Source organism: Neisseria sp. (genome assembly GCF_041804105.1).
GTDB lineage: Bacteria > Pseudomonadota > Gammaproteobacteria > Burkholderiales > Neisseriaceae > Neisseria.
This window is the reverse complement of record NZ_JBHCJY010000024.1, coordinates 1-23,409: the sequence shown is the minus strand read 5'-3', so window position 1 is coordinate 23,409 and position 23,409 is coordinate 1. Positions and strand designations below refer to the sequence as shown.

Genomic DNA, 23,409 nt, shown 5'->3' with positions numbered 1-23,409 from the left:
GGTGGAGATGGCGATGCCGAATTCTTTTGCGGCTCTACGAATCGTCCATCCTTGACGGAGTTTTTTGAGCACGAGTTGTTTGAAGTCTTGTGAATAGGCCATGGTGGAATTGTATCGAATAATATGTTTATTTGCTATAGGAGTTTAGGGGTTTAGGGATTCAGGAATGGGCTGGGGAAACAACCGTTTCCGGCCGTTCGGATGTTAGGGTTTAGCGTTCCGGTATCTTGCTGAAAAAAGGCCGTTTCAGGCCGTCTGCATCTGGATTCCCGCCTGCGCGGGAATGACGGGTTACCGTTGCCGATGCAAAATCCGTCTCGGAATCCCGTAGGTACGGTTAGCCGCCCTAAGGCGGCGTAACCGTACGAAAACTTCAGACAAACGGATTTTGTGTTCTCGGCGGCATCCCGAAATACTTAAAGCCGTCTGAAAAAACATGAACTGTTTTCAACCCGTAGGTACGGTTAGCCGCCCGAAGGCGGCGTAACCGTACGAAAACTTCAGACAAACGGATTTTGTGTTCCCAGCGGCAACCACCGAAATGTTTAAGGCCGTCTGAAAAACGTAAGTTCTTTTATCAGACGGCCTTGGTTGGTTTCGGGAATATCGTACGGTTACGCCGCCTTCGGGCGGCTAACCGTACCTACGTTGCTGAAAAAGTTTTCAGACGGCCTTGTTTTGCTTCGGTCGTGTCGTACTGCTGTTTTTTCAGACGGCCTGTTCACTTGGGAACGTACGGTTACGCCGCTTTGGGGCGGCTAACCGTACCTACGTTGCTTGATGGAAAATGTCGTATGGACACGGTTATAGTGGATTAAAATAAGAAAACTACAGCGTTGTCTGCGCCTTGCCGTACTACCTGTACTGTCTTCGGCTTGCCGCCTTGTATTTTTCTTATTTTAATCCACTATATTCCCCAAGAATCAGAGAAAATGAAGCAATGAAAATCAGGTTACCGGCGCGGGGTTGAACACCGACAGCGCGTTATGCAGCCCCCATTGGTCGGACCATGTCTGCTTGCGGCCGCTGGCGATGTCGAGAATGTAGCGGAAAATTTCCCAGCCGGTTTCTTCGATGGTGGCGTCGCCTGTGGCGATGCGGCCGGCGTTGATGTCCATCAGGTCGAACCAGCGGTCGGCCAAATCGGTACGGGTGGCGACTTTAATCACGGGCACTGCGGCGAGGCCGTAGGGTGTGCCGCGGCCGGTGGTGAACACCTGTACGGTGATGCCGGAAGCCAGTTGCTGCGTGCCGCAGACGAAATCGCTGGCGGGGGTGGCGGCGAAAATCAGGCCTTTTTTGGTGGGGCGTTGGCCGGGCGACAATACTTCGACAATCGCCGACTGGCCGGATTTGGCAATCGAACCGAGGGCTTTTTCCACCACGTTGGCCAGGCCGCCTTTTTTGTTGCCGGGCGACGGGTTTGCGCTGCGGTCGGTTTGTCCGGCGTTCAGATAATCGTCGTACCACTTCATTTCTTCGAGCAGGCGGCGGCCGACATGTTCGTCGGCGGCGCGCGGCGTGAGCAGGTGGATCGCGTCGCGCACTTCGGTGACTTCGGAAAACATCACGGTCGCACCGCAACGCACCAGCAAATCGGAGGCGAAACCGACGGCGGGGTTGGCGGTTACGCCCGAAAACGCGTCGCTGCCGCCGCACTGCATCCCGACCACCAAATCGGACGCGGGGCAGGTTTCGCGTTTTCTTTGGTTCAGTTTCGCCAAATGTTTTTCCGCCGTCGCCATAATCGAATCGACCATGGCTTTGAAGCCGACGAACTGTTCGTCCTGCAAACTGGTAACGCTGGTGCTGTCGCCGTCGACCTTAATCGGAATCGTGCCCTCGGCCTGTTCCAGCAGGCGGTTGGGCTGGAGCTTCTCGCAACCCAGTCCGATAACCATGATTTCGCCGCCGAAATTCGGGTTCAGCGCGATGTTGTGGATGGTGCGTATCGGCACCACCGCCGCAGGCGCGTTAATCGCCACGCCGCAGCCGTAAAGGTGGTTCAAGCCGACCACGCCGTCCACGTTGGGATATTTCGGCAGCAGATGCTGTTCAATCAGTTTCACCACATAATCGACCACGCCCGCCACGCAATGCACGCTGGTGGTGATGCCGAGCAGGTTTTTCGTGCCGACGCTGCCGTCTTTGTTGCGGTAGCCTTCAAAGGTGTAGCCTTCCAGCGGTTCCAGTTTCGGCGCGGGGCGGGTGGCCAGCGGCAGCGTTTCCAAAGGCGGGGCTTCGGGCAGCACCACTTTCGATTCGTCTATCCACGAACCGCGCGGCAAATCCTGCGCCGCATAGCCGATGATTTCGCCGTAGCGCACGATTTCGCCGTCTTTCGGAATATCGGCCAAAGCCGTTTTGTGCCCTTGCGGAACGTGTTCGGTCAGCGTCAGGCCGTCTGAAAACTGCGTACCGGCGCTCAGGCCGTTGCTGTTGACGATGATGGCGACGTTGTCGTCGGGGTGGACTTTGATGTACAGGGGTTTGGCGGCAGTCATGATGTTGTTCCTTGGCAGATGGTTTGTTGGTGTTTTCCGCCATCATAATCCTGCGCACGCGGTTTGGCATTGTGCATCAGACTGATTGTGCACGGAGCAAACCGCGCGTTACTTGGCAGATTCCACAAAACCGCAGGCCGTCTGAACGTTTCAAACGGCCTTAGGCCGCATCCGCCGCCAACCGCCTGCGGCAGGATACGGCTCAAGCTGTTTTTGGGTTAGAATACGCCGTATTCCCGATTTGGGCCGTCTGAAAAACGGCCACCGTTTTTCAGACGGCCTTTGCCGTTTTACCAACCCTTTTCAGGAAACCGATTATGTCTTTACAGCAAATCATCGAAACCGCGTTTGAAAACCGCGCCGACATCACCCCCGCCAGCGTTACCCCCGAAGTGAAACAGGCCGTGGAAGAAACCGTCCGCCTGCTCGACTCGGGCGAACTGCGCGTGGCCGAACGCGAAAGCGTGGGCAAATGGAAAGTGAACGAATGGGCGAAAAAAGCCGTGCTGCTCTCTTTCCGCATCAAAGAAAACGAAGTGCAGAACGACGGCGTCAACCAATACTTCGACAAAGTACCCACCAAATTCGCCGACTGGAGCGAAGACGAATTCAAAGCCGCCGGCTTCCGCGCCGTTCCCGGTGCCGTCGCCCGCCGCGGCAGCTTCGTGGCGAAAAACGTGGTGCTGATGCCTTCTTATGTGAACATCGGTGCATACGTTGACGAAGGCGCGATGGTCGATACTTGGGCCACCGTCGGCTCGTGCGCCCAAATCGGTAAAAACGTGCATCTGAGCGGCGGCGTGGGCATCGGCGGCGTGCTGGAGCCGTTGCAGGCTGCGCCCACCATCATCGAAGACAACTGCTTCATCGGCGCACGTTCGGAAATCGTGGAAGGCGTGGTTGTGGAAGAAGGCAGCGTGATTTCGATGGGCGTGTACATCGGCCAGTCCACCAAAATCTACGACCGCGAAACCGGCGAAATCCATTACGGCCGCGTACCCGCAGGCTCGGTGGTGGTGTCGGGCAGCCTGCCCTCCGCCGACGGCAAATACAGCCTCTACTGCGCCGTAATCGTGAAAAAAGTCGACGCGAAAACCCGTGCCAAAACCAGCGTAAACGAACTGCTGCGCGGCGTTTGATACACCGCAGCCGTTTTCAAACCGGGCAAAGGCCGTCTGAAAATATTCAGACGGCCTTTGCCTTATCCGTTTCCATATTAACCATAGCCGACACTTATCCGCTTATTTACCAAAAACAATCACAAAACTTTTCTTGACATGGGGCAAATCACACAGCCTGTACCGCCGATACACTGTATTCCATAAAAATATCCCAACCCACAAGGAACACCCGCCATGAAAACCACCGTGTACGGCAGCATCGCTCTAACCGTGTTACTGGCACTGGCAGGCTGCGGCCAGCATGAACAGAAAAACGCACAGCCCGCTTCCGCCGCATCGTCCGAACGGCCCGCATCCGCAGCGCAAAGCAACGCCGCCGCAAGCCCCGAAGACCAAGCCCTGCTGAAACAGGCACAGGGCATCTTCAAGCCGTTGCCCGACAAAAAAACCATCGACGGCGCCCATCCCGTTACCGACGCGCAAATCAAACTCGGCCGCGCCCTGTGGTACGAACCCCGCCTGTCGCGCGGCAACACCGTCAGCTGCAACTCCTGCCACAATCTCGCCACCGCCGGCGTGGACAACCTGCCCACCAGCCCCGGACACAAAGGCCAGCTCGGCGGCCGCAACTCCCCCACCGCGCTTAACGCCGCCCTGCTCGGCAGCCAATTCTGGGACGGCCGCGCCAAAGACGTGGAAGAACAGGCAGGCGGCCCGCTGCTGAACCCCGTGGAAATGGCCAACGTCAGCAAAGAAGCGGTCGAAGCCAAAATCAAAGACATCCCCGAATATCAGGAAATGTTTAAAGCTGCCTACGGCGACAAAGGCGGCGTAACCTTCGCCAACATCACCGACGCCATCGCCTCGTTCGAACGCACCCTGCTCACGCCCACCCGCTGGGACGACTATCTCAACGGCAACGTCAACGCACTCAACGAGCAGGAACGCCGCGGCGTGAAAGCCTTCATCGGCAACGGCTGCATCGCCTGCCACAGCGGCGTTACCCTCGGCGGCAACAGCTTCCAGAAATTCGGTCTGGCAGACGGCCCCTACTGGAAATTCACCGGCAGCAAAAAACCGGACGAAGGCCGTTTTGAAGTGACCAAAGCCGAAAACGACAAATTCATCTTCCGCGTCCCCGGCCTGCGCAACGTTGCCAAAACCTACCCCTACTTCCACGACGGCAGCGTCTGGGAACTGGAGAAAGCCGTTGAAATCATGGCGCAGGCACAGTTGGGCAAAAAACTGCCCACCGACCAAGTGGCCGACATCACCGCGTTTATGGGCGCCTTGAGCGGCAGCGTCCCCGAACACGCCCGCACCGTTCCCGAACTGCCCGCCAACTCCGCACCGCAAACGCGTCCGGATACGGGCAAATAAAGCGGACTGTTCCGGCAAAACGCCGGAATCCGTCCTGACGTACAAAAGGCCGTCTGAAAAATGTTTCAGACGGCCTTTGTTTTGTTCCGGCTTCTTTCGTACGGTTACACCGCCTTAAAACGGTTAACCGTACCTACGGTATTTTTACCCCGCTGCAAACAGACGGTTACGCGGTTGGGAACGGCTGACCATACCCACACGAATTCGGAAAATCCGCCGGAAATCAAATCGGACAACCAAAGGCCGTCTGAAAAAAACTTTTCAGACGGCCTTCCATACCCGACGGCCTGTGCCGCTATTTCCGCCACCACCCCGTTGCCAGCATGCGCGTGGTCGGGTCGTAGTAGCGCGGCAGGGTTTGCGGCAGAGCGAGGTTGTTGCGGTGGATGACGCGGTAAACGGGGCTGTGCCAGTTTGGGACGATGATGTGCTGGTGGCGGATGATGCGGTCGAGCGCGCGTGCGCTGGCGACCAGTTCGGCGCGGTTTTTGAAACCTGCGAAACGTTGCAGCAGGGTTTCGACGGCGGGGTGGCAGAAGCCGGCCAGATTGCGGCTGCCTTCGGTTTTCGCGGCTTCGCAACTGAAAAAGTCGAACTGTTCGTTGCCGGGGCTTTCGCTGTTGGCATAACCGTCGAGCGTGATGTCGAAGTCGAAATTACCGAGCCGTTTTTGGTACACGGCGGCATCCACCGTGCGTGCTTTCAGCACCACGCCGATTTTGGCCAAATCGCGCTGCCATTTGCCGATGATGCGTTCGAACGTTTTGCTGTTGGACAGATATTCGAACACCAGCGGCCTGCCTTGCGGGTCGGTCAGGATGCCGTTGCGGTAGCGGTAGCCCGCCTGAAGCAGCAGCGTGCGTGCTTTCAGCAGGTTCGGGCGTATGCCGAACTTGGGGTCGGACACGGGCGGTTCGGGCACGTTGTGGGTGAAGATTTCAGACGGCAGTTTGGCTTTCAGACCGTTTAGGATTTGCAGTTCCAAGCCGTCGGGCCTGCCTTTGGCGGCCATTTCGCTGCCGGTAAACAGGCTGTTGCTGCGGCGGTAGGCGCTGTGGAAAATGCGGCTGTTGACGCTTTCGAAGTCGAAACTTTCAATCAGGGCGCGGCGCACCAAAATGTTGTCGAGCGGCTTGCGGCGCAGGTTCATCACAAAGCCCTGCATACCGGAGTTGTTGTGTTTCGCCCATTCCTGCCGCACCAGATTGCGCTTGGCGAGTACGTCGTCGGGATAGGCGCGCGCCCAGTTGCGGGCGACGGTTTCGGCCATGAAGTCATAAGTTCCCGCTTTCACGCCTTCGATGCGCACGCTGTTGTCCTGGTAGTATTTGAAGCGCACGGTATCGAAGTTGTACATGCCTTTGCGGGTGGGGATGCTCTGCGCCCAGTAGTTTTTGTCGCGCACGAATTCGCTGCTGCGCCAGCTCTCGGCTTTCGCCAGTTTGTAGGGGCCTGATCCGATGGGGGCTTTGCCGGCCGCTTTGGCCAAGCCCTGCGGATAACTTTTTCGCGAAAACACGGGCAGCTGCCCCAGAATCATGTGCAGCTCGGCATTGCGCCGTTTGAAGCGGAACACCACTTTGCGCGGCGACGGCGTTTCCACCGCGGCCACGTCCGCCCAGTAGAATTTGTAGTGCGGCTGCGCGGCCTTGTCCTGCGTGAGCGTTTTGAACGACGCGGCCACGTCTTCGGCCAGCACAGGATCGCCGTTGTGGAAACGCGCTTTCGGATTGAGCGTAAACGTTACCGACAGGCCGTCTGAAGCGAGCGCGATGTCTTCGGCCAGCAGGCTGTACATCGCAAACGGCTCGTCCCAACCCGACTCCGTGAGCGTATCGAGCGTCAGCATCTGCACGCCCGCTTCGTGTTTGCCCTTGAGCGTAAACGGGTTGAGCGTGTCGAAACCGCCCTGCGCAGGCAGCGTGACCGTGCCGCCTTTCGGCGCATTCGGATTGGCGTAAGGAAACGATTCGAACCCCGCCGGATAACGCACCTCCTGCCCCAAAGCCAAACCGTGCGCCGCATGGGCTGCGGGCGCAAGGAAAACGGAAAGAGAAAGCATCAGGGGCAGGAAAGGTTTCATGGCGGGCAGCGGATGTTTGATAAAGAATGAGCCGATTATAGCAAAGGCCGTCTGAAATATTCAGACGGCCTGATGCCGGCTTGAGCCTGCGTCCGCCCTAGTCTTTTTCCCCGTTTTCCGAACGTTCCTCCGTATGCACGCGGAACTCGGCCAGCGAAATATCGAGCGCGTCGAGACAGGGCTGCATGATGTGGCTGACGGCATCGTTGACATTGTCGCGCCGCAGGCGGGCGGGGTGGTAAACGAAGAGTTTGAACAGCTCGTCCAGCTCAATGGTTTCCGCGTTGGTTTTCAGCACCCAGCCCTGTTTGCCGTGGTAAACATAGCCGTGGCGGGCGAGTTTTTCCAAAAGTTCTCCCAGCTCGTCGTAGCCCATATTAATGTGCGGACGGAACTCCTGCACCCGCATGGCGCGGCTTTTCTGCTGGGCTTTGTCGAGCAGCAGCAGGATTTTGAGCACATCGTCGAAACGCCCGCGCGAATCGATGCTGCGGCGGAACGCTTCGCCCTGCCAGTAGGAAAGCGACGACGTAAACACCGCGCCGGTCAGCACCAGCATCCACATCAGATTGAGCCACAGCAGGAAAAACGGCACGGCGGCAAACGCGCCGTAAATCAGGGTATAGCCGTCGAACGTGCCCATATACCATGCGAACCCGTAGCGCGCAGCTTCGAGCAGCACGGCGGTGATCACCGCGCCCAACAGCGCCTGCCCCGCCGGTACGAAACGGTTCGGCACGACGCAGTAGAGCAGCCACAGCAGAAACGTGCTGAAACCGACCGACGCGGCGGAACGCAGCAACGCCGCCGCCACCGGATATTCCTCCAGCCTGCTGTGGCCGAGAAACGACCCCCACAGCGACACGCCCACGCCCAGCAGCAGCGGGCCGAACGTCAACAGCGCCCAATACACCAGAAACTGCATCAGCAGCGGGCGCGGCGTACCCACGCGCCAGATGCGGTTGAACGTCGCATCGATGGTCTGGATCAGCATCAGCGAAGTAAACAGCAGCATCACGATACCGATGGCCGTGAGCCTGCTGGCCTTGTTTCTGAATTCGGCGATGTAGCCGAACACCGCATCCGCGCCCTGCGGCACGATGGTGCGGTTGACGAAGCCCGCAAACTGCGCCGACCACTCGTCGAACACGGGAAAAGCGGAAGCCGCCACCACGGTAACGGTCAGCACGGGAACGAGCGCGAGCAGCGTGGTAAACGTCAGGCTCGCCGACACCTGCGGCACGCGCACTTCGTTGAAACGCTTGTAGAGAAAAGCGGCGAAACCCGCAAAACGCGATTCGTTCAGGGTTTGCCGCCATGCGGCTGGCAACATGGTTTTCCTTTTTTATCGTCTTATGGTCAACGCCGTGGTTCACACACACCGGCTTGTCATCCGGCATCCTGTTCCGGCTTCGTTTCGTCCGCACCGACGGCGGCGGCACGGCATACGCCGTCTGAAAACGGCCGGACGCAGGTTCCGGCGGACGCACATACCCGCCTTCCGCCCGCAAACCATAACAAATCATAACACAAGCCGGACACCCTGTTTTTTCAGACGGCCTTATAGCCGATGCCCGCCGAAACCACTATAATCCCCGTCAAACCAACCGCACCGGAGCATCACAATGGACTTTGAAAAAGCCCGATTCAACATGGTAGAACAGCAAATCCGCCCGTGGGACGTGCTCGATTTCGATTTGCTCGACGTTTTGGAAGAAATCCCGCGCGAACGGTTCGTGCCCGCGCAGCTCCAAGGGCTGGCCTATGCCGACAAAGCCCTGCCGCTGCCCAACGGCGGCGAAATGCTCGAACCGAAAACCGTCGCGCGGCTGGTGCAGGGTTTGGCACTGAAAAAAACCGACAAAGTTTTGGAAATCGGCACAGGTTCGGGCTACGCCACCGCCGTACTCGCCAAACTCGCAGGCAGCGTGGTAACGGTCGATACCGATGCTGCCCAGCTGGCCGCCGCCAAAACCGTGCTCACCGGTTTGGGGCTGCTGAACGTCAATTATGAAAACCACGACGGCCTGACCGAAATCACCGAAGGCGCGCCGTTTGACGCCATCTACGTCGGCGGCGGCGTGGCGGCCGTTCCCGACACCCTGAAAAAACAGTTGAAAGACGGCGGCCGCATGGTCGTCATCGCAGGCGGTCAACCCGTCCAACGCGCCCTGCTACTCACCCGCAACGGCGGCTCGTTCGACCAAAAAACCCTGTTCGACACCCTGGTCGGCAACCTGAACGGCAGCGTTTCCAAACCCTTCGGCGGATTCGATTTTTAACAACGCAAAACGCCGTATGCAACTACGCCATACCACCCGCCCCGCGCTTTTCGGGGCGCAGCCGTACCCGATGCCGTCTGAAAATGTGTTTCAGACGGCATCGGCTTGGATGTCATAATTAAGAAAGAAAGATTTATGTCTGTATATAAAAACATACTTGCAGCAGCATTATGCGCAACAGCTTTGGGCGGCTGCGTGACCGGAATGCTGTGGTCGGAGAGCGGAAACCACTATCCTTATTCTTACCGGAAAGCGGATACGGACAGCGTTCATGCTTTTGCCCTGACCGATACGCCGCAAGGCAAAACGCTGCTGATGCTGGGTAAAAAATACAGCTACGGCATAGCCGATGAAAACCTGATTGGCGTGATGACGGCAAAGCTGTCGCAACGGTTTGAAATTTACGAATATTTGGGAGGTAAAAAGCTGGCGGCAATGCCTGTCGACATTCCTGAAAAAGGCGGGGAAGATTTCCATACGTCGTTTTGCCTGCGTTATCCGATAGAGGCGGTAAAAGACGGCAGCCTGCGCAGCAGGGAAACCGAGATGTTGGAACAGTTGGGATTCGACAGCCCGCACAGCGGAGAAACCACGGCGTTGAAACAGTCGGGATTATATACGGGGTTATCCAAATGTTTCGGCGGCAGGAAAGGAAAAATCTATATACCGCAGCCGGTTGCCAAAATCCCCGCATCCTACCGTTTTGAACAGGGCGTGCCGGTGGAAATCAGGCATTTGAAACACAACCGTGCCGCCAGTGCCTTTTCTACATTGGGAAAGATTGTGGTTACACCGGCAACTTTGGCCGCAGACATTGTGCTGTTCCCGATTACGCTGCCGTATGCCCTTAACGGGTTCAGTATAATGTAAAGAACATTAAAAAACAGAAAATGCCGTCTGAACCCCGTTTGCAAACAACATTCCGACACAATCCGCGCCATATACCATGACCATCCCCCAACTCTCCCCTGCCGAACTGCGGCAATGGCAGGCCGAAGGCCGCGAATTCGTTCTGCTTGACGTACGCACCGACGAAGAAACCGCTCTCTGCGCCCTGCCCGGTTCGCTGCACATCCCGATGAACCTGATTCCGCTGCGCCACAACGAGCTGCCCGACGGCATTCCCGTGGTCGTGTACTGCCACCACGGCATCCGCAGCCTGCACACCGCCATGTATCTGGCCGATACGGGTTTCGACGATGTGTACAACCTGCAGGGCGGCATTGATGCGTGGTCGCTTCAGATCGATGCCGACGTGCCGCGCTACTGAATCCCCATGGTTTCCGCACGTCCTGCGAACCGCCCGCCGACGATGCGGAACTTCTCCCCGCAGAACAGCTCTACTGCCCGCACGCAGCCGCATGAAACCCCGTCCCAAAATCCGCACGGACCATACGGATTTTGCCGTTTGCCGTTTTTTCAGACGGCCTGTAACATAATGAAATACCGATAAATACACACCACCGCCATGCTTACCGACACTTTCGGCCGCACCATCGACTACCTGCGCATCTCCGTAACCGACCGTTGCGACCTGCGCTGCACCTACTGCCTGCCGCAGGGGTTCAAAGGATTTGCCGTACCGAAAGACTGGCTCACGCTTGAAGAAACCGCCCGCATCGCGGCGGCGTTCGCCCGTCTGGGCACGAAGCGTTTCCGTTTGACCGGCGGCGAACCGCTGTTGCGCAAGGGTTTGGCGGATTTGGCCGCCGACATCGCCCGCTGCGAAGGCGTGGAAGACATCTCGCTCACCACCAACGGCACGCAGCTTGCCAAACACGCCCGCGCGCTGCGCGAAGCGGGGGTACGCCGTCTGAACATCAGCCTCGACAGCCTGCGCGGCGACTGCGTGAAACAGATTACCGGTGCCGACTGCCTGCCGCAGGTGCTCGAAGGCATCGAAACCGCCAAGGCCGCAGGTTTCGAGCGCATCAAAATCAACATGGTTCCGCTCAAGGGCATCAACGATGCCGATTTGGACGACATGGCCGCCTTCTGCATCCGCCACGGTTTCATCCTCAACCTGATCGAAGCCATGCCCATGGGCAGCACGGGGCAGGAACACGCCAACGTCAGCCTTCAGCCCGTCTTGGCACAGTTGCAGCAAAAGTTCGGCCTGATTCCGTTTGAAGGCAGCATCGGCGGCGGCCCCGCCCGCTATTGGAAAAGCGCCGACAGCAGCTTCACGCTCGGCCTGATCACGCCCATGAGCCGCCATTTCTGCGCCACCTGCAACCGCGTGCGCCTGTCCGCCACGGGCAACCTGCACCTCTGTCTCGGGCAGGAAGACAAAGTCGCCCTGCGCCCGCTGCTGCGCGACGGCTGCACCGATGCCGAACTCGAAACCGCCATCCGCGAAGCCGTGATGCGCAAACCCGAAAAACACGAGTTCGTCGAAAATCCGAAAAAAATCATCCGCGTGATGGCTGCCACGGGCGGTTAGGCCGTCTGAAAACCACGCCGCGCTTGAACCCGTGTCCGGATGATTCCGATGCAGTGATTGGGTTTACACGCACCCGCTGCGCCACCTCGCAGACGGTAATCCGGCATTGGCTCAGGCCGAGTCCGAATCATGTCCGATCACGCCGATACCGTCATTCCTGTGCAGGCGGAAATTCCAAGCCAAGGTTCGCAAACGCATCAATCGATAAGGGTTCCGAAACTTAACCACGGATTCCCGCCTGCGCGGGAATGACGATGGTAACTCGCCCTTGTGCAATAGCAACCCCGTCCGCCTGCCAACCGAAACGCCCACCGCAACCTCCCCCTTACCGAACCCGCACCGGATCGGCTTTTCCGTTTGCCGACTGATTAGCGGTATAATGCCGCAGACCGTCTGAACCCTTGGGCGGCAAAGTTTTGAGCACCTGAAACCACATGGAAGCATTCCTTTACTCTACGCTCGGCGTGGCTTGGGCGGAAATCGGCGACAAAACGCAGCTTCTCGCGCTCTTTCTCGCCGCGCGTTTTACGCAGAAAAACGCCATCGCCGCGGGAATCTTCGCGGCCACGCTGCTCAACCATCTGGTTTCCGCCTGGCTGGGCGTGTGGCTGGCCGAAAACGTATCCGCCGACATGATGAAATGGGTGGTCGGCCTCAGCTTTATCGCGGTCGGACTGTGGCTGCTGCGCCCCGACAACGACGGCGCACCCGACTCCCGCTGGCTGGAGTTCGGCGCATTCGGCGCAACGGCCATGCTGTTTTTTCTGGCCGAAATCGGCGACAAAACCCAAATCGCCACCGTGCTGCTGGCGGCCAAATACGAATCGCTTTACGCGGTGGTGGCGGGCAGCACGGTCGGGCTGATGCTGGCCAACCTGCCGGTGGTTTATTTCGGCAATGCGCTGATGAAAAAACTGCCTGCCCGCGCCGTCCGCACCGGTGCCTGCGTGCTGTTCTGTGTGATGGGCGTACTCACCCTTGCCGGCGGCGGCCTGTCGCTGCCGCACTGATTGCACGGCGCAGACGGCACGTTCCGTGCCGACGCAAATCAACTTTTAAAACGGCACGGGCCAACCGCCATCCGTTTACGCAAGTCCGTTGCGCCCCCGTTCGGGTGGGAAGCCGCGGCCAAAACGGGCAACGCCGGTTACGCCGGAAACAGCAAAAACCGGACCGGATTTCCGCCTGTGCCACAAACGGCGGCAGCGGAAAAACAGATTCATCGGAACCGACGTACCGTTTTAAAGTCTATCAACCATGCCCGATGCCGTCTGAAAACCCGAAAGCCGTATTTTGAGCGGCACACCGGATGACCGCCGCGCCCGTGCCGACGGCATCCGTACCGTAACCGTCAACCGACATTTTGATAACGGGTTCGCAATCCTGCGGCCGAAACGCCGCACGCAGCAAAAGCAGCCGTTTTGCCCGAAGCGGCTGCGGCGCAGCCGTCCGCCTAAAGCCGAATCCCACCGAACCCCCAACCCGAGTTTCCCGATGCAATACCAGATTCCCGATCCCAAAAAACAATCCCAATCCCCCGTACAAAACGAAAGCTGGGAGCGCAACACCCTGCGCGACGTGCTGCTCGAAGCCTACCGCGAACAACGCCGCGCCAGGTTTTGGCGCAACGCATGGCGCGTGGTCGGCCTGCTGCTGTTCCTGTCTCTGTTTGTCGGCGGCATGCGCGGCGGCAGCGGCAACGGCAGCATCCGCACCGTCGGACTGGGCGCACACACCGCCGTCATCGACCTCAAAGGCGAAATCGGCGGCGAAACCGACCAGGCCGCCCTGCTGCAAACCGCGCTCAAATCCGCCTACGGCAACAAAAGCGTCAAAGGCATCATCATCCGCGCCAACAGCCCGGGCGGTTCGCCCGTGGTTTCCAACATCGTATTCAACGAGATACGCCGTCTGAAAGCGCAGCACAAAAACATTCCGCTCTATGTGGTCGCCGAAGACGTCTGCGCTTCCGGCTGCTACTACATCGCCGCCGCAGCCGACAAAATATACAGCGACCCATCGAGCATCGTCGGCAGCATCGGCGTCATCGGCGGCGGCTTCGATGCCACCGGCCTGATGGACAAACTCGGCATCAAACGCCGTCTGAAAACCGCGGGCAGCAACAAAGGCATGGGCGATCCCTTCAGCCCCGAAACCCCCGAACAGGCCGCGTTGTGGCAGGCCATGCTCAACGACATCCACGCCGAATTCATCAAGTCGGTCAAACTCGGCCGCGGCGGCCGTCTGAAAGAAAAAGAACATCCCGACCTCTTCAGCGGCCGCGTCTATACCGGCAACGAAGCGAAAAAAGCCGGCCTGATAGACGGCTTCGGCAGCATTTACAGCGTTGCCCGCGACGACATCAAAGCACCCGAACTGGTGGACTACACCCCCGAAGAAGACATCGGCAAACTGCTCGGCCGCCGTCTCGGTGCGGAAGTGGCCGCAGGCGTGGAAGGCGCGTTGAAGAAAATCTGGTAGCCGCCCGCCAATACATTAGGCCGTCTGAAACATGTTTTTCAGACGGCCTAATGTTTTTGTGTAACGGCTGCAAGGCTTCCGACGGAAGGTTGCGGCAGATTGAGCCGGCAAAACCGGATGGACGGCGGCTGTAAAACATCAGCCTTGCCGCCATTCCGACCAACGCAGGTATGGTCAGCTGTCCGTAAACGACGCGTAACCGTACACGCCGACAAATCACACCGCCCATCCTTTTTCAGACGGCCTCTGTTTTCCGCAGGCTGCGGTTCGGATTGCGTTGATGCCGAGCTTTCGCCATTCCCGCGCAGGTAGGCATCCGTATTCGGCCTTCGCCACCTGCCGCAACGGAACAAAGTTCCCCGCATTCAGCCGCATGCCACCCTGCCCGTTTGTGAATAACAAAACGGACAGTTTCACACCGCAATCATCACGGCCCAAGCGCCCCGCCCCGAATTGCCACACCCGAAGGCCGTCTGAAACGTTTTTCAGACGGCCTTTTCCGCATCCGTGCTAAAATGCCGTCTCACTAAAACCATTACTCACTCGATAATAATGAACACTCACATCCAACACGCATTACACCAGCTCAACCAACTCATTCTGGGCAAAGAAACCGTTTTGCAGCAACTGTTTACCGCCATCCTTGCCGGCGGCCACATTTTATTGGAAGACGTGCCGGGCGTGGGCAAAACCACGCTCTCGCACGGGGTGGCCGCCGTTTTGGGTTTGGACTACCGCCGCGTGCAGTTTACCAACGACATGCTGCCGTCCGACCTGCTCGGCGTGAACGTGTTCCGCCCCAACGAAGGGAAATTCGAATTCCACCCCGGCCCCGTGTTCCACGAATTCCTGCTGGCCGACGAAATCAACCGCGCATCGCCCAAACTGCAATCCGCGCTCTTAGAAGCGATGGAAGAGCGGCAGGTGTCGGTGGACGGCCAAACCCACGCCCTGCCCGCGCCCTTTATCGTGATGGCAACGCAAAACCCCACCGAACAGCTCGGCACGTTCCCGCTGCCCGAATCGCAGCTCGACCGCTTCATGATGCGCCTGCACATGGGCTATCCCGCCGCCGAAGCGGAAAAACTGCTGTATTTCCAAGGCGGCAAACGCGCATCGCTGCCCGCATTGCAGGCCGTCTGCAACGCCGAAACGCTGCGCCTGTGGCAGAGACAGGCGGCGGAAGTGAAATTCGCACAGGCGGCGGCAGATTATGTGTACCGCTTGGTGGCCGCCACCCGCCAGCCCGGACGCTTCGTACTGGGACTCAGTCCGCGCGCCGGTCTCGCCGTGGTCAGCGCGGCCAAAGCATGGGCGTTGATGCAGGGACGCGGCCACGTCGTACCCGAAGATGTCAAAGCCGTGTGGGTGGCCGTTGCCAACCACCGCTTGCAGCCCGTGCAGCAAGGCATGACCAGCGCGCAGCTGCTCGCCGACCTGCTCAACCATGTGGCCGTCTGAAACCATGCGCGCAACCGACAACCGTCCGCCCGTATCCGACGGCAACCCCGTGCAACGGCACAACATCCGCATCCGCCCCACCCGCTTGGGCGCAGGTTTGGCCGTGACGGTGCTGCTGCTGTGGCTGGTCGGGCTGAACTATCAGGTTAATCTCGCCTATCTCGCCGCATTCTGGCTGGCCGGTTTCATCATCACCGGCATACTGCTCAACCTGCGCCAACTGCTCGGCCTGCGCCTCGTCGCCGAAGTGCCGCACGAAATCTTCGCAGGCAGCACGGCACGGGTAAGGCTGAGCGCCGTCGGCAACAACCGCCGCCGCTGGCTGTGGTTCGCATCCGCCGACACACCAAACCGCCATGCAGCCCGTTCCGGCGGAACCGCATTTTCAGACGGCGTTTACGGCAGCGCGGATTCATGGCGGTTCTGGCCGCTTTCAGACGGCCTGCCGCAGCAGGAATGGCCCGTTCCCGCCACCATGCGCGGCCGCCTGCGCCTGCCCGTCCTGCACACCGCAGCAGCAGCCCCGTTCGGCATCTGTCTGGTCGAAGCACACTGGCAATGGCAAACCGATGCCGTCGTCTACCCCGCCCCCATCCCCCACACCCCGCCCGACAACGGCGGCAGCGGCGACACCGACACCTGCCGCGCCCCCGTTCAAGGCGACGGCGATTTGGCCTACCTGCAAGCGCACCAAGACGGCGCGTCGCTGCAACACGTCGCCTGGAAAACCTATGCCAAAACCGGCGAAATGCTCGACAAACGCTTCGAAACCCAACCTGCCGAAAGCAGCCGAACCCTGATTTCCTACCGCGACTATCCCGCCGCAGGCAAAGACCAAGCCGCCGGCCTGCTCTGCCACCGCGTACTCGAAGCCGAACGCAGCAACACCCCCTACACGCTCGAACTGCCCGACCGCACCATTACCCCGCAGAAAGGACAGCGCGAAATGTGCCTGACCGCATTGGGGCTGTGGTAATACAGGCAAAAGGCCGTCTGAAAAATATTATTCAGACGGCCTTTGATTTAATCTACTTTTATCTGCGTTGAATAACACGATAGCCATTGGCAGAAGCCTTACCTGTTTTCGCACACAAATCATCACCGCAATTCACAATATCGGCACGGTTAATTTTATGAACCATATCCGCATCGACTTTTTGTCGTACAAGGACATGATAAAAAAAGAAAAACAGAGCAACCGCTCCGATGACCATAACCGCCAATACAATTGACACAGTCAAAACATTCCGAGAAGAAATCTTTTTATTTTCTTCATTAACTTGTTGAAGATAAGTATTAAATTCCCGAACTTGTTCCGCCATCTGATTACGCGCATCCTCCATATCTGCAACATAACGGCTTACAGCAACGGAAGTCTCCCGTGTAACCTCTTGTCTAACCATCTCGACAATCATTTTGCGCTGCTCGCCCAAAGATTTGTCCAGCTTGGATTCGACATGACCTATAATTTTTTCGCTATCTTGCCTGAATTTCGCCATAATCTCGGCTGTTTCCATCAACAGGCCTTTAGCACGCTCCAATTCATTATTACTGTCTAGCATATTACGCAGCACCCTCCGAAAAAACAGTATTGATTCAGCCGAACGATCGGCCGCCAAAACCCCGTTCCTGTATTTCCTGTTGCGTGTTTTGCTCTTTTAAAGCCGTTTGGAGCTGCTCTTTCTGTATCAGTTGCTGTTGCTTTTCTTGAATTTCAGCTTCGAGCCGTTCACCGATTTCAGGGTGTTTCATACGCAACGCATCTGCAAACGTACCGTCTTTATCATTTCTGAAGCCGTTAATCAGTGCTGCAAGTTCATCTGCAGGAGATTTCTCCCGAAAATTATCGTTATAAACATTATGACTCAAATAAATATTTTCACTTGTTTCATTATCTGATTGACGGCTTTTGTGTTGAATAATCGTTATAGATCCCTTCTTCCAACCTTCAAATTTTGCGATTCCATCAGCAAGCGCAGATAATTCTTTCTCTGTCATACTCCCAATTTGTTTATTACGGAGATTTACGCCTTGCTGCTCTGCAGTTCTGTAAATACTTTCTTCTTGTCTATCCCAGTTTGTTTTACCTGTATAATCCGGAACAGAATATTTCCTTATCATCTGATGGACAGTCAAATTATCAAATCTAGTTGTTAATAACTTAATTTTTGCTGCTCTTCCTGCATCTAGAGTTTCAAAAATCGCATTACCAAATTGATCTAATGCCACAATTCCATCATATTTTTTTTGGGCATCCAATAATGCCTTTTCTTTAGTTCGGCTTGTTTTAACCGTTTTATCTGCACTATTGGCATATTCAAATTTTAAATTTCCGGGATTATTGTTTCTCCAAGCCACAGAACCATCCGACCATTTTTCAATAGAGCCATCATCAAACTGATAAGTTCTTTCTTTTCCTTGGGTCTTGATTAAAGAAACGATTTTCTTCTCTGACATACGAATACTCCATTAGATTAATGTGAAAAATCAATAAAATTTATCTTGAATACCAATTAAGCTCGGCCAATCAGGATTAAAAATATCAAGTCTTTTTCCAAATTTCAAAATATGATTTGAAACATGTTTTTTATATTTCCCATCTTCAGCCAACTCATATAAAATATGTTTTGCTGATTTTGTCATAAAATGCCCAGTATTAGGCTGGTATTTAAAACTATAAATAGCTATTGATGGGTAAAATCTGATATCAAAATTCTGAACAATAGAAATCTTACCATTTTTTACAGAAATTCTTTTTTCTGCGAATGGATCAGGCTCAGATTCAAAATTACTACATTTTGAACAAGCTATTACATTGGGATTTCTTAAAATTTCATCCAGCTTATTGTTTTTATTTCTTAAAAATATAATTAACGTCCTTATATTACCATATTGCACATTACTTGCCGCATGTTCTGTTACAGCAATAACATCTTTTCTGCCGTCATTATTTAAATCAGCTACTTTATATAGTATAAATTTTTCTTGATGCTCAAATGATTTTTTATACTTCTGATTTGCATATGAAAATGAAGTTAAAATAACACCCAAAACACCAATAACAAGAAATTTAAATTTCATAAAACACCTAAATATTTCAATAAAATTACTTGATTTCAATTAAATATCTTCCTAAATATCAAATAATATGATGCCTCCTCATATCAAGCAAGCTATAAATTACACATGTCAATATTCATTAAAAATAACCCCTATATTAGTTTAATATATATCAAAAATTAGCTATAAACTACATTTTTTAATATAGTAATCATGCTTACCAGACTGAGAATTGATAAATAAACAAGCATTTTCTAAGTTAACACAAGATTCCATTGTAGTGGATTTTTGAGGATACTTTCCTGTATTTTTTCATTCTCCCAGAAATTTACCATTCTTATCAAAGAGCCACCACTCCTCCAACCCATCTTGGTTCAGGAATGAAAACTCCTCTTTGGAAATATGTAACGGCGGAAATATGTAACGGCCTAAGGTCTGTCGACATTCATATTTATCGCAGTCCCAACAATGTAGCAGCAAGGTAAATATGAATGTCGACAGACCTTAGGGATGTAACACCTGCAACAAGAGGATTAGCAGTTAGCGCTCCTGCTGCACCTCCCCCTCCAATACCTATTAAAATATCATCTCTACATTCCTTCGCAAGTTCTTGACGGGTTGGTTTCTTTGGCTCTACTACTTGTTCTACTGTTTTTTGATTTTCAATCATTTAATAACTCCTTAAACTAATTTAATCAGAAATTGTTTTTTACAATTCTATTGTATAACTTTTTTTACAGTTTTCAAGGCTGCATCTAACAAAGGAACAATAGAAAGTGCCAGAACCGCATCCCAAGAAAAAAGCGACCATGCAACTTTCTCTCCTTTCCAGAAGCCGAAAAAAACAAAAAATGCTAAAAAAATATAAAAGAATGATTTTAAAAATTGTGTACAAAAAAATAAAAACAAATACATATTTATTCATCACTCCGACAAGACTTAATTTTTTAATTTTATCTCAACACGCACAAGCGCACAAAAATAATTGAATCAATATCTCTGATTTTTTAGATTAATATACCAAAGCATAAATTCCATAAAAATATTCTGTGTTTTCATATTTACCCAATATTAACTTCGCAGCTACGTTTTTTTCCTAAGTCCCGCGATTAGGATAAAATAATCTCCATTATCCATTCTTTTCCAACCGTCCCATGCAGAAAATCACCCTGATTGCCGCTGTTGCCGACAACCGCTGCATCGGCATCAACAATGCCATGCCGTGGCATCTGCCCGAGGATTTCGCCTTTTTCAAAGCCTACACCACAGGCAAGCCCGTCATTATGGGGCGAAAAACTTGGGAAAGCCTGCCGCGCAAGCCGCTGCCCGGCCGCCGCAATATCGTCATCAGCCGTAACGCCGGTTATGCGGCCGAAGGTGCGGAAACCGCCGCCGATTTGCAGGCCGCGCTGGCGCTGTGTGCCGATGCGCCCGAAATCATGATTATCGGCGGCGCGCAAATCTATGCCCAAGCCCTGCCTTTTGCCACCGATTTGCGGATTACCGAAGTGCGTATTGATGCGGACGGCGATGCGTTTTTTCCCGAATTTTCACCGCAGGAATGGACTCAGGCCGGGCGCACGGAACACACCGCCGCCGACGGTACGGCCTACGCGTTCGTGCATTACGAACGCAATGCGCGGAAATAAAATTTCCGCAACTGCCGCGCCACGCTGTTCCGCCATGCAAAAAGGCCGTCTGAAACCCTGTTTCAGACGGCCTTCGACCGTTTCGTCAAAACATCGAACGCCCGCTGGCCGTTTTTTCGGGAACCGGCTGGATAACATCCCAATGCTCCACAATCTTGCCTTGCGGGTCCAGGCGGAAAATGTCCACCACCGCTTCGCCCCTGTCGTTCGGATTCGTGCGGCTGAACACATGCACGGCCACCAAATCCCCTTCCGCAATCACGCGTTTGATTTGGGCGCTGCTGTACGGATTCTGTTTCAAAAACGGCGCGAAGGCATCGACAAACGCCTTGCCTCCGTCGGCCACGCCCGGATTGTGTTGGCGGTATTCCGCACCGATGTATTTATCGACGGCTTCCTGCACTTTGTGGCGGTTGAACGCCAAATCGTAAAACGCCAGCACATTGGCTTTATTGCGCTCCGCCTGCGTTTGTGCGGCAGACAGCGTTGCGGTACGGCTTGACGAACAGGCACCCAAAGCGGCGCAGGCCGCCACAATCAAAATCAGTTTTTTCATGTTGTTCCTTTTCGGGACAAGGCCGTCTGAAAACAGTTGCAGACGGCCGTTCAAATCGGTTGTTCCGTGCCGGTGGCACGCATCAGGCTTCCGCAACGGTAAAGCGGGCGAACAGGTGGGCTTTCTGCTCGACGTCATCGGCAATGGCCACAGCCAAGTCCGGCACGGAAATATCGGCGGGCAAACCGTCGGCATTCGTCAACACGTCGTCCTTGCCCAAGCGGTATGTGCCGCGTTTCTCAAACACGGGCGGGTTGACGGCGAACATGGCGGCAGGCGACAGGAATGCCCAGTTTACGTCGCGGCGCGGGGTCAGGCGGTTGAGCAACTGCCGCACGGCATCGGCCGCAGCGAAAATTTCTTTCGGGAAGTCGGGCGTATCGACCAATTGCAGGCCGGGCGCGACATACAGGCTGCCCGCTCCGCCGATGACCAGCAGATAGGGCACTTCGGCCGTTTTGGCCGCTTCGACGATATTGTCCGCGCCGCGCGTGTAGTCCGCCGCCAGATTCGGGTTTTCCCAACCGGCGTTGAACGCGCTGACCACGGCATCGAAACCTTTAAGCCGGGCTGAAAAATCAGCCGCATTCACATCGGCGGCCACGGCGTTCACATTGTCCGCTTTCAAAACATTGTCCGTGTTGCGCGCGAATGCGGTTACTTCGTGGCCGCGTTCGGCAAGTTCTTTGACGGTGGCGGCGCCAACCAATCCGGTTGCGCCGATGACTGCGATTTTCATGATGAATCCCTTCGGGTGTGTTTGAATGACGGAAGCCAGTATAAGGCCGTCTGAAAAACTTGATAATCCCGTGTTTGCTGTTTATATTGTTTAGCAAAACTTACCAATCGGCCGCAAAAGCCGTCTGAAACACCCGACCATGCACGACATCAAACCCCTGCTCGTTTTTTCCGCCGTTCTCGAACACGGCTCGATGCACGCCGCCGCCGCAGCTTTGGGCATGACCCCGTCCGCCGTCAGCCAGCACATCGCCCGTTTGGAAACAGTCCACAGAATCAAGCTGTTAAACCGCAGCACGCGCAGCCTGTCGCCCACCGATGCAGGACGCGCGCTCGCCGACCACTGCCGCCGTTTACAGCAGGCGTTGGACGACACCCGCGCGGCATTAGGCCGTCTGAAAACCGAAACCGCGGGCACGCTCACCATCGCGCTCACGTCCAGCCTGATTGACGCGGCCGCCTTTCAGACAGCCTTAACGCGCCTGAACAGCGAATATCCCGACATCCGCCCCGTGTTCCGTTTTGCCGACACGCTGGAAAACCTGCAAACGGGCGATGCCGACATCGCCATCCGCGGCGGCGACAATGCGCTGGACGACCCGAATCTCGTTTCCCGCCGTCTGGTTACATGGCGCTGGCAGATTTGCGCCGCCCCCGCCTATCTCGAACGGCGCGCGCCCATCGAACGTCCCGAACAGCTCCACGGCCAAAGCTGGCTCAACTACCTGCCGGTGCGCACCACCTTGTCCAAAGGCGCGGAAAGCCGTTTTCTCGACATCGCCGACAGCACCCCCTGCAACCAGCTCGCCGCCGTGCGCACGCTTACCCTGCAAGGCTTCGGCCTGTCGTTGCAGCTCGACGGCGAAGTACGGCACCTCACGGCGGCAGGCCGTCTGAAAACGGTTCTGCCCGACTGGACGCTGCCCGCCGTTACCCTCTACCTCGTTACCCCCTACCGCGTGCAGTCGGCCAAAACCGAAGCGGCGGTGCGGATTTTTCAGGAAAGTTTCGCACAGGAGCACGGCCTATGAATGCGGAAAACTGGTGCGTTTACCTGATTCTCTGCGACGGCGGCTCGCTCTACTGCGGCATCAGCAACCATCCCGCGGCACGGTTCCAAGCCCATCGGTCGGGCAAAGGCGCGAAATACACCCGCATCCGCAAACCGCTGGCCATGCGCGTGGTAACGTCCGGCCTGACACGCAGCGGCGCGCTGCAACAGGAGGCGGCGGTCAAAAAACTGCCGACGGAACAGAAACACTTGCTGTGGGCGCAGGGAGAGCCTGTTTAGCCTGATCAGGCTGTTCAGGATGCGCAGGCAGAGTAAAGGTTTGTTTTCAGACGGCATCTGTCTGTTTCGCAACACAGGCCGTCTGAAAAGCAATTTGTTTTTTCAGACGGCCTGATGTGGGGGGCAGGTTTGCTTGTGCGGCAACTGCGGCTGCGGGAAGGGTTATTAAAACGGCAGATGTGTGCGTACGGTTACGCCCGCTGGAGCGGGCTAACCGTACCTACTGGGTTGTTCAGGATGTTCAGGCAAAGTAAACGGTTTTGTTCAGCATCTGCCTGTTTCGCAATACAGGCCGTCTGAAAAGCAATTTGTTTTTTCAGACGGCCTGATGCGGGGGCAAGTTTGCTTGTGCGGCAACTT

At 55.6% G+C, this 23,409-nt stretch carries 23 protein-coding genes; 13 read left to right on the top strand and 10 right to left on the bottom strand.

Features of this window, described 5'->3' with window-relative positions; genetic code table 11:
• Positions 1 to 947 precede the first annotated feature (947 nt).
• A complete protein-coding gene (gene garD, locus ACEYDX_RS02590) occupies positions 948 to 2,504 on the bottom strand; it encodes a galactarate dehydratase (protein ID WP_373740479.1) in 1,557 nt (518 codons plus the stop codon).
• A 317-nt stretch (positions 2,505 to 2,821) separates the two neighbouring features.
• On the opposite strand from garD, the gene dapD reads away from it, so the two are divergent.
• Together dapD and ACEYDX_RS02580 are read left to right on the top strand one after the other, a co-directional pair.
• Positions 2,822 to 3,643 carry a 2,3,4,5-tetrahydropyridine-2,6-dicarboxylate N-succinyltransferase gene (gene dapD, locus ACEYDX_RS02585; RefSeq protein WP_373740478.1) on the top strand — a complete coding sequence of 274 codons (822 nt, stop codon included), beginning with the start codon at positions 2,822 to 2,824 and terminating at the stop codon, positions 3,641 to 3,643.
• Positions 3,644 to 3,859: 216 nt separating this feature from the next.
• On the top strand, positions 3,860 to 5,005 hold the full coding sequence (locus tag ACEYDX_RS02580; protein WP_373740477.1) for a cytochrome-c peroxidase: 1,146 nt from the start codon (positions 3,860 to 3,862) through the stop codon (positions 5,003 to 5,005).
• Positions 5,006 to 5,109: 104 nt separating this feature from the next.
• Here ACEYDX_RS02580 and ACEYDX_RS02575 read toward each other — a convergent pair whose 3' ends face one another.
• From ACEYDX_RS02575 to ACEYDX_RS02565, 3 genes are all read right to left on the bottom strand, one after another.
• Positions 5,110 to 5,313 (bottom strand): hypothetical protein, encoded by a 204-nt coding sequence (locus tag ACEYDX_RS02575; RefSeq protein WP_373740476.1) that lies wholly within the window; start codon positions 5,311 to 5,313, stop codon positions 5,110 to 5,112.
• A complete protein-coding gene (locus tag ACEYDX_RS02570) occupies positions 5,301 to 7,088 on the bottom strand; it encodes an extracellular solute-binding protein (protein WP_373740475.1) in 1,788 nt (595 codons plus the stop codon). Before ACEYDX_RS02570 ends, ACEYDX_RS02575 begins: the two co-directional genes overlap by 13 nt.
• A gap of 97 nt (positions 7,089 to 7,185) precedes the next feature.
• Entirely contained in the window at positions 7,186 to 8,421 is a 1,236-nt protein-coding gene (locus tag ACEYDX_RS02565; protein ID WP_373740474.1) for a YihY family inner membrane protein, read from the bottom strand.
• 292 nt (positions 8,422 to 8,713) lie between these two features.
• Between ACEYDX_RS02565 and ACEYDX_RS02560 the strand changes: the two genes are divergently transcribed.
• The 8 genes from ACEYDX_RS02560 to ACEYDX_RS02525 all read left to right on the top strand — a co-directional run bounded on the left by ACEYDX_RS02560 (position 8,714) and on the right by ACEYDX_RS02525 (position 16,731).
• A complete protein-coding gene (locus ACEYDX_RS02560) occupies positions 8,714 to 9,370 on the top strand; it encodes a protein-L-isoaspartate O-methyltransferase (protein ID WP_373740473.1) in 657 nt (218 codons plus the stop codon).
• A 135-nt stretch (positions 9,371 to 9,505) separates the two neighbouring features.
• Positions 9,506 to 10,240, top strand: coding sequence for a hypothetical protein (locus tag ACEYDX_RS02555; protein WP_373740472.1), 735 nt, complete (start codon positions 9,506 to 9,508; stop codon positions 10,238 to 10,240).
• A gap of 76 nt (positions 10,241 to 10,316) precedes the next feature.
• Positions 10,317 to 10,640: a rhodanese-like domain-containing protein gene (locus ACEYDX_RS02550; RefSeq protein WP_373740471.1), complete on the top strand. Its 324-nt coding sequence runs from the start codon at positions 10,317 to 10,319 to the stop codon at positions 10,638 to 10,640.
• A gap of 198 nt (positions 10,641 to 10,838) precedes the next feature.
• Complete coding sequence (gene moaA, locus ACEYDX_RS02545) at positions 10,839 to 11,813, top strand: GTP 3',8-cyclase MoaA (protein WP_373740470.1); 975 nt, start codon at positions 10,839 to 10,841, stop codon at positions 11,811 to 11,813.
• A gap of 434 nt (positions 11,814 to 12,247) precedes the next feature.
• Positions 12,248 to 12,823, top strand: coding sequence for a TMEM165/GDT1 family protein (locus ACEYDX_RS02540; protein WP_373740469.1), 576 nt, complete (start codon positions 12,248 to 12,250; stop codon positions 12,821 to 12,823).
• 484 nt (positions 12,824 to 13,307) lie between these two features.
• A complete protein-coding gene (locus ACEYDX_RS02535) occupies positions 13,308 to 14,294 on the top strand; it encodes a S49 family peptidase (RefSeq protein WP_373740480.1) in 987 nt (328 codons plus the stop codon).
• A gap of 507 nt (positions 14,295 to 14,801) precedes the next feature.
• Positions 14,802 to 15,755, top strand: a complete 954-nt coding sequence (locus tag ACEYDX_RS02530) for an AAA family ATPase (protein ID WP_373740468.1) — start codon at positions 14,802 to 14,804, stop codon at positions 15,753 to 15,755.
• The gene (locus ACEYDX_RS02525; RefSeq protein WP_373740467.1) at positions 15,742 to 16,731 is read left to right on the top strand and encodes a DUF58 domain-containing protein; all 990 of its coding nucleotides are present in this window, start codon (positions 15,742 to 15,744) and stop codon (positions 16,729 to 16,731) included. Before ACEYDX_RS02530 ends, ACEYDX_RS02525 begins: the two co-directional genes overlap by 14 nt.
• A gap of 58 nt (positions 16,732 to 16,789) precedes the next feature.
• On the opposite strand, the gene ACEYDX_RS02520 is transcribed toward ACEYDX_RS02525, so the two are convergent.
• The 4 genes from ACEYDX_RS02520 to ACEYDX_RS02505 all read right to left on the bottom strand — a co-directional run bounded on the left by ACEYDX_RS02520 (position 16,790) and on the right by ACEYDX_RS02505 (position 19,485).
• Complete coding sequence (locus ACEYDX_RS02520; RefSeq protein WP_373740466.1) at positions 16,790 to 17,374, bottom strand: lytic enzyme; 585 nt, start codon at positions 17,372 to 17,374, stop codon at positions 16,790 to 16,792.
• Positions 17,352 to 18,212: a hypothetical protein gene (locus tag ACEYDX_RS02515; protein ID WP_373740465.1), complete on the bottom strand. Its 861-nt coding sequence runs from the start codon at positions 18,210 to 18,212 to the stop codon at positions 17,352 to 17,354. The genes ACEYDX_RS02520 and ACEYDX_RS02515 overlap by 23 nt, the downstream gene beginning before the upstream one ends.
• 30 nt (positions 18,213 to 18,242) lie before the next feature.
• Positions 18,243 to 18,836: a hypothetical protein gene (locus tag ACEYDX_RS02510; protein WP_373740464.1), complete on the bottom strand. Its 594-nt coding sequence runs from the start codon at positions 18,834 to 18,836 to the stop codon at positions 18,243 to 18,245.
• A 430-nt stretch (positions 18,837 to 19,266) separates the two neighbouring features.
• Entirely contained in the window at positions 19,267 to 19,485 is a 219-nt protein-coding gene (locus ACEYDX_RS02505) for a hypothetical protein (protein WP_373740463.1), read from the bottom strand.
• Between the two features lie 484 nt (positions 19,486 to 19,969).
• Between ACEYDX_RS02505 and ACEYDX_RS02500 the strand changes: the two genes are divergently transcribed.
• Positions 19,970 to 20,464 carry a dihydrofolate reductase gene (locus ACEYDX_RS02500; protein ID WP_373740462.1) on the top strand — a complete coding sequence of 165 codons (495 nt, stop codon included), beginning with the start codon at positions 19,970 to 19,972 and terminating at the stop codon, positions 20,462 to 20,464.
• Between the two features lie 85 nt (positions 20,465 to 20,549).
• Here the strand turns inward: ACEYDX_RS02500 and ACEYDX_RS02495 are convergent, their stop codons facing one another.
• A complete protein-coding gene (locus ACEYDX_RS02495) occupies positions 20,550 to 21,020 on the bottom strand; it encodes a nuclear transport factor 2 family protein (RefSeq protein ID WP_373740461.1) in 471 nt (156 codons plus the stop codon).
• A gap of 82 nt (positions 21,021 to 21,102) precedes the next feature.
• Positions 21,103 to 21,759 (bottom strand): NAD(P)-dependent oxidoreductase, encoded by a 657-nt coding sequence (locus ACEYDX_RS02490; RefSeq protein ID WP_373740460.1) that lies wholly within the window; start codon positions 21,757 to 21,759, stop codon positions 21,103 to 21,105.
• 139 nt (positions 21,760 to 21,898) lie between these two features.
• Between ACEYDX_RS02490 and ACEYDX_RS02485 the strand changes: the two genes are divergently transcribed.
• Together ACEYDX_RS02485 and ACEYDX_RS02480 are read left to right on the top strand one after the other, a co-directional pair.
• On the top strand, positions 21,899 to 22,789 hold the full coding sequence (locus ACEYDX_RS02485) for a LysR family transcriptional regulator (RefSeq protein ID WP_373740459.1): 891 nt from the start codon (positions 21,899 to 21,901) through the stop codon (positions 22,787 to 22,789).
• On the top strand, positions 22,786 to 23,049 hold the full coding sequence (locus ACEYDX_RS02480; RefSeq protein ID WP_373740458.1) for a GIY-YIG nuclease family protein: 264 nt from the start codon (positions 22,786 to 22,788) through the stop codon (positions 23,047 to 23,049). The genes ACEYDX_RS02485 and ACEYDX_RS02480 overlap by 4 nt, the downstream gene beginning before the upstream one ends.
• The last annotated feature ends 360 nt before the right edge of the window (positions 23,050 to 23,409 follow it).